Annotated in this window: 7 protein-coding genes; 4 read left to right on the top strand and 3 right to left on the bottom strand. The window is 51.0% G+C overall.

The features are described from left to right. Window positions 1-518: 518 nt before the first annotated feature. The 3 genes from A1355_RS01885 to A1355_RS01895 all read right to left on the bottom strand — a co-directional run bounded on the left by A1355_RS01885 (window position 519) and on the right by A1355_RS01895 (window position 4,170). Window positions 519-2,054 carry a cation:proton antiporter gene (locus A1355_RS01885; RefSeq protein ID WP_064024423.1) on the bottom strand — a complete coding sequence of 512 codons (1,536 nt, stop codon included), beginning with the start codon at window positions 2,052-2,054 and terminating at the stop codon, window positions 519-521. Window positions 2,055-2,118: 64 nt separating this feature from the next. Then, window positions 2,119-3,123, bottom strand: a complete 1,005-nt coding sequence (locus A1355_RS01890) for an aldo/keto reductase (RefSeq protein WP_064024425.1) — start codon at window positions 3,121-3,123, stop codon at window positions 2,119-2,121. 45 nt (window positions 3,124-3,168) lie between these two features. Then, window positions 3,169-4,170: an aldo/keto reductase gene (locus A1355_RS01895; RefSeq protein ID WP_064024427.1), complete on the bottom strand. Its 1,002-nt coding sequence runs from the start codon at window positions 4,168-4,170 to the stop codon at window positions 3,169-3,171. A 152-nt stretch (window positions 4,171-4,322) separates the two neighbouring features. Between A1355_RS01895 and A1355_RS01900 the strand changes: the two genes are divergently transcribed. From A1355_RS01900 to A1355_RS01910, 4 genes are all read left to right on the top strand, one after another. Next, window positions 4,323-5,216, top strand: a complete 894-nt coding sequence (locus A1355_RS01900; protein ID WP_064024429.1) for a LysR family transcriptional regulator — start codon at window positions 4,323-4,325, stop codon at window positions 5,214-5,216. A gap of 765 nt (window positions 5,217-5,981) precedes the next feature. Continuing rightward, a complete protein-coding gene (locus A1355_RS01905) occupies window positions 5,982-6,578 on the top strand; it encodes a chemotaxis protein CheD (protein WP_064024431.1) in 597 nt (198 codons plus the stop codon). A gap of 252 nt (window positions 6,579-6,830) precedes the next feature. Beyond that, window positions 6,831-7,034: a hypothetical protein gene (locus A1355_RS24910; RefSeq protein WP_157197699.1), complete on the top strand. Its 204-nt coding sequence runs from the start codon at window positions 6,831-6,833 to the stop codon at window positions 7,032-7,034. Between the two features lie 87 nt (window positions 7,035-7,121). After that, window positions 7,122-7,379: a hypothetical protein gene (locus tag A1355_RS01910; RefSeq protein WP_064024433.1), complete on the top strand. Its 258-nt coding sequence runs from the start codon at window positions 7,122-7,124 to the stop codon at window positions 7,377-7,379. The last annotated feature ends 1 nt before the right edge of the window (window position 7,380 follow it).

A 7,380-nucleotide genomic window follows, 5' to 3' on the forward strand; every position in this document is an offset into this window, starting at 1 on the left:
GGGGCATTGGGGCATTATGCAACAAAGCCGTTACTTGACCAAAACATACCTAAATTGATTGATGAGCTGTTTCGTGAAGCAGAATTACCGACGCTGCGAAACCTTGGAAACGAAGCGTTAGCGAGTGAAGGTTGAGTAGTCCCTGGAAGCCGTAGCGCCGGGCGGTTTTTCGAGTAGAAAAACTGCAAGGCCTCGCGAAACGGCGTCGAGTCATGCGAGAGCCAAGGCTTTGATCCCCTTGTTGGGTCAAAGCCGAGGTGACGCGGACGGCCAGGGCCGCCGCAGGCAAACACGTGGCGGTGTAGGCGCGATTGCTAGCCAGGGATGGCTAGCAATCTTTCCCGCCGGAAGCCGACACTCGCCGCTAATAAAAATTCCACTTATAAGGCTAAGCCGCAGAGCTCCCCAAAAAAAGTGTTTGTTGGAGAGCATGCAAAACCGGGCGAGGCAATCAGAGCCGATCTTTGGGGTGACGGAAAACATAAGTTTTCTGGCCTGGGAATTTTCCGGTCGGCATCTTAATGATTATTGCTTGCGCTCAACTCGATCCAATCAAGCTTTTCTTCGACCGATCGATAGGTCTCGTCGTTTATGTGATGATTGACCAACAAATCGAAGATAGCTTTTCGCGCAGCCTCCACCGCTTTTCGTCGCAAGCGGTTATCTTCCGTATCGGCCGGGTCTTTGGAATCGCTGACGTGGCGTAGCGCGGTGACGTACTCCGAAAGAAGTCTCTGAGCGGACACCGATGCCTGCGCTTCCAATTCCGAAATTGCCGCTTTAAGCGCTTCAGCCCGTGCCAAATTTATTTCGTCGTCGATTTTGGTATCTTCCGGTAAACGCAGCCTATTCAGCAATGGACCTAGCGTCATACCTTGTATCAGCAAGGTGCCTAACACAACAATAAATGCGGTGAGTTGGATAAAGTCGCGGTAGGGAAATACCTCTGGAAGCGCCATGGCTGCGGAAAGAGTGACGATTCCCCGCATGCCGGACCAGGCAATCACCAGTCCGGATTTCACGGGCAGAAAGGATTCTTTATTTTCGCGGTTGTAAAACTTGGTGTTTTTCATCGCCAGCGTGTAGGCAATGACCCAAACTAGGCGGGTGGCAATAACCACGATTAACAGAATAAATGCGAGCGTAAGCATTCTTATAGCTTCGTTTAAATCGACATGCTCCAAAATTGGACGCAGCTGCAACCCAATCATCGTAAAAGCCAAAGCGTTGAGGATGAATATCACTGAGTCCCAGATCGCAAAACTTGATATGCGTAGCCGGGCTGGCATGAATAACGTGCTGTATCGAGAAATTGTCAATCCGAATACCACTATCGTTATGACGCCGGATAAACCGAGCCGTTCGGCCAGTATCCAAACTCCAAATGTCAGCGCGAATTGAAAAATGACGGCTATTGGTGCGTCCTTGACGCACAGGATTTGATATTTAGCCAACCTCGCTAAAGCCCAGCCGACGATAACGCTGCCGAATCCAAGTAGAAAAAAAGGCGGCAATGCATCGGTAGCGTGAAAGCCTCCAGTAATTACCGCTCCGACAGCCAACTTATAGATCAGTAAAGAAGAGGCATCATTGAACAGGCTTTCGCCTTCCAAAACAACTTTGACTCGGTAAGGCGGGTTGACTTGGCCTAAAACCGCCATAGCGGCAATGGCATCGGGCGGAGCGAGCAAGGCGCCCAATGCGATAGCCGGCGCCCAATCCAACCCAGGCAAGAGATAGCGGGCCACACAGGCGACGGCCAAGGTTGTTAAACCGACAGCAATGACAACTAAAGAAGCAATGATCCCCCAATTCTCTCTCAGGTCGCGCAATGAGGTTTCATGGGCCGCGCTCAACAGCGCAGGGGCAACGAACAACGTTAGTATAAGTTCCGGAGATAGTTCCAGCAATGGCAAGGACTGCACGGGAAGCAAAGCAATCAGCGCTCCGCCGACAGCCAAAAGCGAGGGATAGGGAACCGCGAAACGTCTGGCAAGCGAGGATAAAAGCGCAGCTCCCACCAATAATGCAATAGTCGTTTCAAAAATATACATAACTATCCCTAATCCGCCTGTTTTTCTAAGCTTCCATATAACATGAAGGAAACAATACTGGATCTTATTGGTCAGGCATTGTTTCCCCGGCTTTGTCTATCAGAGCCATATGCTCTTTTGATAGCCGTAAGCCTTGAATCGTTATTTTGGAATAGGCTTCTTCAATATATTTCAAGTCCGCTTCATCAAGTACGACATTAGCAGCCCACAGATTTTCTTCGATATGTTGAATTTTGGTTGCCCCTGGAATGGGTACAATAAATGGCTTTTTGGCTAACAGCCATGCCAAGGCAATTTGAGCGCACGTAACATTTTTGCTTTTTGCAACCTCTTGGATTAAGTCAATAATAGGCTGATTGGCCTGCATGGCCTGATGGGTAAAACGCGGGAAAGATGCGCGTAAATCACCTTGAGGATCAAAAGTTGCATTTGGTTTGACTGTTCCGGTTAAAAAGCCTTGTCCTAATGGACTCCACGGCACAAAACCGATGCCTAATTCTTCACAGGTATCCAGAATGCCGTTTTCTGGATCACGCGTCCAAATAGAATATTCGTTCTGGACAGCGGTAACCGGATGAATGGCATGGGCGCGACGGATGGTGTCTGGTCCCGCTTCTGACAAGCCAAAATGCTTGACTTTTCCTTCCGTGATTAAGTCTTTTACCGCTCCCGCCACATCTTCAATCGGCACATTCGGATCGACCCGGTGCTGGTAAAACAAGTCGATAACATCGGTATTCAGGCGTTTAAGCGAGGCTTCCGCCACTTTTTTGATATGGTCGGGGCGACTGTTTAGACCCGGAGAATTTTCCAAGTCAAAACCGAACTTACTGGCGATAACCACTTGATCGCGAACGGTGCCTAAAGCTTCACCAACCAATTCTTCGTTGGTAAATGGGCCGTAGGCCTCGGCAGTATCGAAGAACGTCACCCCGAGTTCATACGCACGGCGAATGCCATTAATTCCCGCCGATTTATCAACGCTTGCCCCATAACCAAAGCTATAGCACATGCAGCCAAAGCCAAGAGCGGATACTTCCAAATTTTGTCCAAGTTTACGTTTTTTCATGATGATAAACCTTAATTAAAATAAAGCTTGTTGGAACCCAACGGATTAGCGCCCGGTAATTTGCTCCAACTGTTCTGGATAACGCTCCCCTAGCACTGCGATCTGAGCGGCGGCGGTTTCGATTTCACTGAGGTCGTCGGGCGTCAGCTCAACAGCAACTGCGCCGATGTTCTCGTCCAGGCGATGCAATTTCGTCGTGCCGGGGATGGGCACAATCCAAGGCTTTTTAGCCAGCAGCCATGCCAGCGCAATCTGGGCCGGGGTTGCCTGCTTGCGTTCGGCGATGTTGTCGAGCAGATTAACCAGGGCCTGATTGGCCTTCAGCGCTTCTGGCGTGAAGCGCGGCAGCTTGCTACGAAAGTCGAAACTATCGAAGGTCGCGTTCTGGTCGATTTTTCCGGTCAAAAAGCCCTTGCCCAGTGGGCTGTAGGGGACGAGACCAATCCCGAGTTCTTCGAGTGTCGGGATTATTTCCGCCTCCGGACGCCGCCACCACAACGAATATTCGCTTTGGAGTGCGGTGACAGGCTGGACGGCATGAGCGCGGCGTATAGTCTGTACGCCTGCTTCGGAAAGGCCGAAATGCTTGACCTTGCCTTGCTGAATCAACTCCTTTACCGCGCCGGCAACCTCTTCAATTGGCACGTCTGGATCGACGCGATGCTGATAGAACAGATCGATGACATCGATCTTGAGGCGCTTCAGCGAGGCCTCGGCCACTTCTTTGATGTGCTCTGGGCGGCTATTCAGGGCGGGAGCACCTTTGGTATTTCTGGGGTCAACACCGGTATCAAAACCAAATTTGGTAGCAATGACCACCTGATCGCGTAACGGGGACAGAGCTTCCCCGACTAACTCCTCATTGGCGTATGGGCCATAAACTTCTGCGGTGTCAAAGAAGGTGATGCCGCGTTCGACGGCGCTCCGAAGTACCGAGATCATTTCCTGTTTATCTTTGGGTGGGCCGTATGAAAAACTCATCCCCATGCAGCCAAGCCCGATAGCCGATACTTCCAAATTGCTGTTGCCAAGTTTACGTTTTTGCATTTTCTATCTCCTGTCTGATGATCAAACCGTAGCGAGTCGCGCGGGGCAATATGGCAAGACTAGCTCCTTAGCTGATGAGCAATAGTGTAGCGAGCATCCCGACAATTGATTAGTAGGTATAATCCGCATGACTTTATGAGCAGGATTCATGAATGCAACGCGAAAACTTCAACGATCTTTTTGCTTTTGTTGCGGTGGCACGATTAGGGAGTTTTACGCGAGCCGCCGCGCAGCTCGGCGTATCACAATCGGCGCTGAGCCATACGCTGCGAGCGCTCGAAGCAAGACTGGGTCTCCGGCTGCTAACCCGCACCACGCGCAGTGTCTCACCCACCGAAGCTGGGGAGCGATTGCTATTGACAGTGGGCTCGCGATTCGAGGAGATCGAAGCCGAATTGGCCGCCTTGAGCGAGCTTCGTGACAAGCCGGCTGGCACTATTCGAATTACGACCGCCGAGCATGCCGCCGATTCGATACTCTGGCCCAAGCTGGCCCCATGTCTTATGGACTACCCGGATATCAAAGTCGAGATTAACGTCGATTACGGATTAACCGACATCGTCGCCCAGCGCTACGACGCCGGCGTGCGTCTAGGCGATCAGGTGGAAAAAGATATGATAATCGTGCGCATCAGCCCCGATCTGCGCATCGCCGTTGTAGCGGCGCCAAGCTACTTTGCCAAACGACCGCCACCGCAAACACCTCAGGACTTGGCCGCGCACGATTGCATCAATCTACGCTTACCAACTCACGACAGCTTATTGGTTTGGGAATTCGAGCGAAATAATCATGCGCTGAAAGCTCACGTACAAGGCCAATGGGCGTTTAACAACGGCACCGCAATATTAAGAGCTGCATTGGCTGGATTCGGTTTGGCGTATCTACCTGAGGATATGATTGCACAGCATGTTGCCGAATGCCGGCTAGTGCCTGTACTTCAAGACTGGTGCCCGTCGTTTCCAGGGTATCACCTGTATTATCCCAATCGCCGGCAATCTTCACCCGCTTTCAAACTGGTGGTCGAGGCATTGCGCTACCTGGGATGATTCATGATTGTCGGCTATCTGGCTTTGAATCGTCATTCACATGAATTATTAGTTTGACAGTGCGACTGCCGCCGGTAGAGACGGACTTTTACTTGCAAATAATCCTGGTTTACCGCGGATGCGCCTCCGGTAAGCGCCGCGATATTTGAACAGCAATGCCTTCACGCTGCAGTTCGCGGATTAGCACCCGCTAGAACTTGGCAAACACTCCCATGACCGACAACTATAAATTAGCCATCGGTTTCAAGGCAGCATGAATCGCAAGGGCAACTGCTAGGACAAGGCGGTCATGTGTAGCACTTCTTTATAAATCCGAAAATGGAGCGTGTTTGGTGTTGTCAATATGCCAACCACACCGAAGCCATCGGTGACGTGACCGACTATATCGTTACTTTCTACAACAGTCGGCACTTGCATTCGTCATTGGGCTACCTACCGCCCAATGGCTTTGAAAGGAAAAGGCAACCCAACCCAATAACCTATCTATGTGCCCAAGAAAAGTTAACCACTATACTATTTCCTTATAACGTTAGTTTGTGTGCCTGTGGCACACTCCAGGATTTTTAGCGAAGGTGATTACAGGACAATAGCTCGATATTTCGTGGGCAATGAGTTTATGCAAAAAAGCCATTTCGATCCAGATGCCAAAAAGCGCGTCGTCGAAAACCTGTTACCCGCTGGTTACTTCGTCGTCAGCCACACGGAAAGCCTGCACTCCGTCACCTAACGCCTATAAACCGTCGCACCCTCAATCTACCAACTATCATGAGAGCCACCCCTTACCGGGATACCCAGCGCATTACCATCGATCCGGGAGAGCATTACGTATCCCGCAAGCCGGAAGTGATTTCGACGCTGCTGGGTTCTTGCGTCGCGGTCTGCCTTTACGATTCGGTCAACCGCGTATTCGGAATGAACCATTTTCTGCTGGCCTACAAACAACAAGCGGCAAACGCACCTATTATTCAATCCGATTACGGCCGCTACGGCATTTATTCGATGGAACTGTTGATCAATGACATGATGAAAAAAGGCGCCGACCGGTCGCTACTGAAAGCCAAATGTTTCGGCGGTGGCAACGTCCTAAAGTTGCGCGAGGACAGTTGGAATCGGCCGACGGTCGGCGACGTCAACGTTCAATTCGTGCGTGAATTTTTAAAAAACGAAAACATACCGATCGTCAGCGCTTGCCTGGGCGGCGACTATGGCCGTAACATACATTTCATCGGTAGCGATTTTTCGGTGTATATCAAAAAAATCGGCCGCGGACTGGAACTGGCGGTGGTTCAGGACGAACGCCGGTTCTGGAAAAAAACCTTGGACGAAACCAAACGCACTACCGGCAACATCGATTTCTGGTAGCCACCATCGGCAGTACGGACCCTATAGAGAACGTTAAAATCTCCCGCTAGGTCTGCTGGACGACTGCTTAGAATACGATTTTTACCGTATTCCGCGTCCTCCACTTGTAGAACAACGATCTGGCGGGTTACCGTTTCCAGGAAATCGCCGACCTAGTGGCGGTATCGCACCACACCATATCAAACGTATCTATTGCAAGTGCGTGGCAGGGGCGAGAAGCGTTCTATGAAGCGAGGCCTTTGAGATTGTTAAGTGACAGATACCGAGTTTGTCCTCAGCTTGCATCAGCGGCTGCGTATCGATGAAGTTCGGTTGTTGTTAACCAGCGTGGAAAAAAATTTCCAATTTTTGATCAAAATGGCGCCCAGCTTTTTCCAGCCGATTGTAAACGTTATAGAATTTCAATCATTTACTGAATTTTGCATCGTGCCGAATTCTGAAAAAATTCCGCGCTGATTAACAGCAAATAGCTGAAAATACGCCCGGTGCTCAAGGCCGAAATGAAACGCTAGGCGCCACGCAACGGTTAGGCAGAGCCATCTAGTGGTTATAATCGCCGTAGTCTGGTCGACCGGCGCTACCGACTGGTCTTTCCAGGCTACCGACGACGGCAGCGCCAATGCTTGGGCCGAGTGGGACGGCAGCTATTGGTCGTCCTCCACCAGCTATCCCTTTCAGATGAGCGTCAGCGTGACGCCGGCCGCGGTACCCGTGCCGATGTCGCTACCGTTGATGTTGACCGGTCTGGCTGGGATTGCCGGATTCGCTCGCGGCCCACGCCGCGGCGTTATTGGCGCTTGAT

The sequence above is a fragment of the Methylomonas koyamae genome, assembly GCF_001644025.1.
Lineage (GTDB): Bacteria > Pseudomonadota > Gammaproteobacteria > Methylococcales > Methylomonadaceae > Methylomonas > Methylomonas koyamae_A.

What these genes read in the sequence shown, in the direction of transcription:
- A1355_RS01885 (WP_064024423.1), bottom strand. Translation starts at nt 2,054, where the DNA reads ATGTATATTTTTGAAACGACTATTGCATTATTGGTGGGAGCTGCGCTT.
- A1355_RS01890 (WP_064024425.1), bottom strand. Translation starts at nt 3,123, where the DNA reads ATGAAAAAACGTAAACTTGGACAAAATTTGGAAGTATCCGCTCTTGGC.
- A1355_RS01895 (WP_064024427.1), bottom strand. Translation starts at nt 4,170, where the DNA reads ATGCAAAAACGTAAACTTGGCAACAGCAATTTGGAAGTATCGGCTATC.
- A1355_RS01900 (WP_064024429.1), top strand. Translation starts at nt 4,323, where the DNA reads ATGCAACGCGAAAACTTCAACGATCTTTTTGCTTTTGTTGCGGTGGCA.
- A1355_RS01905 (WP_064024431.1), top strand. Translation starts at nt 5,982, where the DNA reads ATGAGAGCCACCCCTTACCGGGATACCCAGCGCATTACCATCGATCCG.